Below are 581 nucleotides of genomic sequence, written 5' to 3'. Positions count from 1 at the left end.
AAAGTTCTGCGGGCTGAACCTCTCGACACAGCAGTCAGGCCAATATCGGGGCCAGACCCGCCTTTCCAAATTCGGCAATGCTCGGCTGCGCCGCACCCTGTGGATCGCCGGACAAGTCGCCATCCGCCAGCGGGAGAATGGCTTCCGTCATAAGTTCGAACGCTACATTGCGCGGGATCGCGACAATCCCGATCTACGCCGCAAGGCAATGACCGCTATTACCGCCAAGATGGCCCGCGTCGTGCACGCTGTCGTCAAAGGTGGTTCCGACTACCGGCCCTTCGTTGAAGGGCGGGTGCCAGGTGGAAGAACCTCTGTCAGCTAGGGCCGTGAGGGCATCGATTCGATGACCCTGTAGATAATGTTCGGGTCTTCCGCCTGGATCAGAAGCTCGTGTTGAGGACGGTGAGGGCCCGCCTTCGTGCGGACCCTGTGTTTGCTATGGACGAGACCTTTTCCCTTGCCGGTGGAAGCCGCCTGGTTCGACGACTTGACCAACGTCACGCAGCAAGGGCATGCTGACGAACAGAGAGACCTTGACTGCAGGCTCCATTTCGTTCCGCGCTTAGGACGTTGTCGGT

General features: G+C 59.7%; 1 protein-coding gene. It reads left to right on the top strand.

Annotated features, from left to right (window positions below; translation table 11 throughout):
- A partial coding sequence (locus tag EN862_RS34790; protein WP_145971640.1) for a transposase occupies nt 1–325 on the top strand: 325 nt, incomplete at its 5' end.
- Nucleotides 326–581: the final 256 nt, after the last annotated feature.

It is taken from the genome of Mesorhizobium sp. M2E.F.Ca.ET.219.01.1.1 (genome assembly GCF_004016445.2).
Classification (GTDB): domain Bacteria; phylum Pseudomonadota; class Alphaproteobacteria; order Rhizobiales; family Rhizobiaceae; genus Mesorhizobium.
This window is presented reverse-complemented; position numbering and strand designations above follow the sequence as displayed.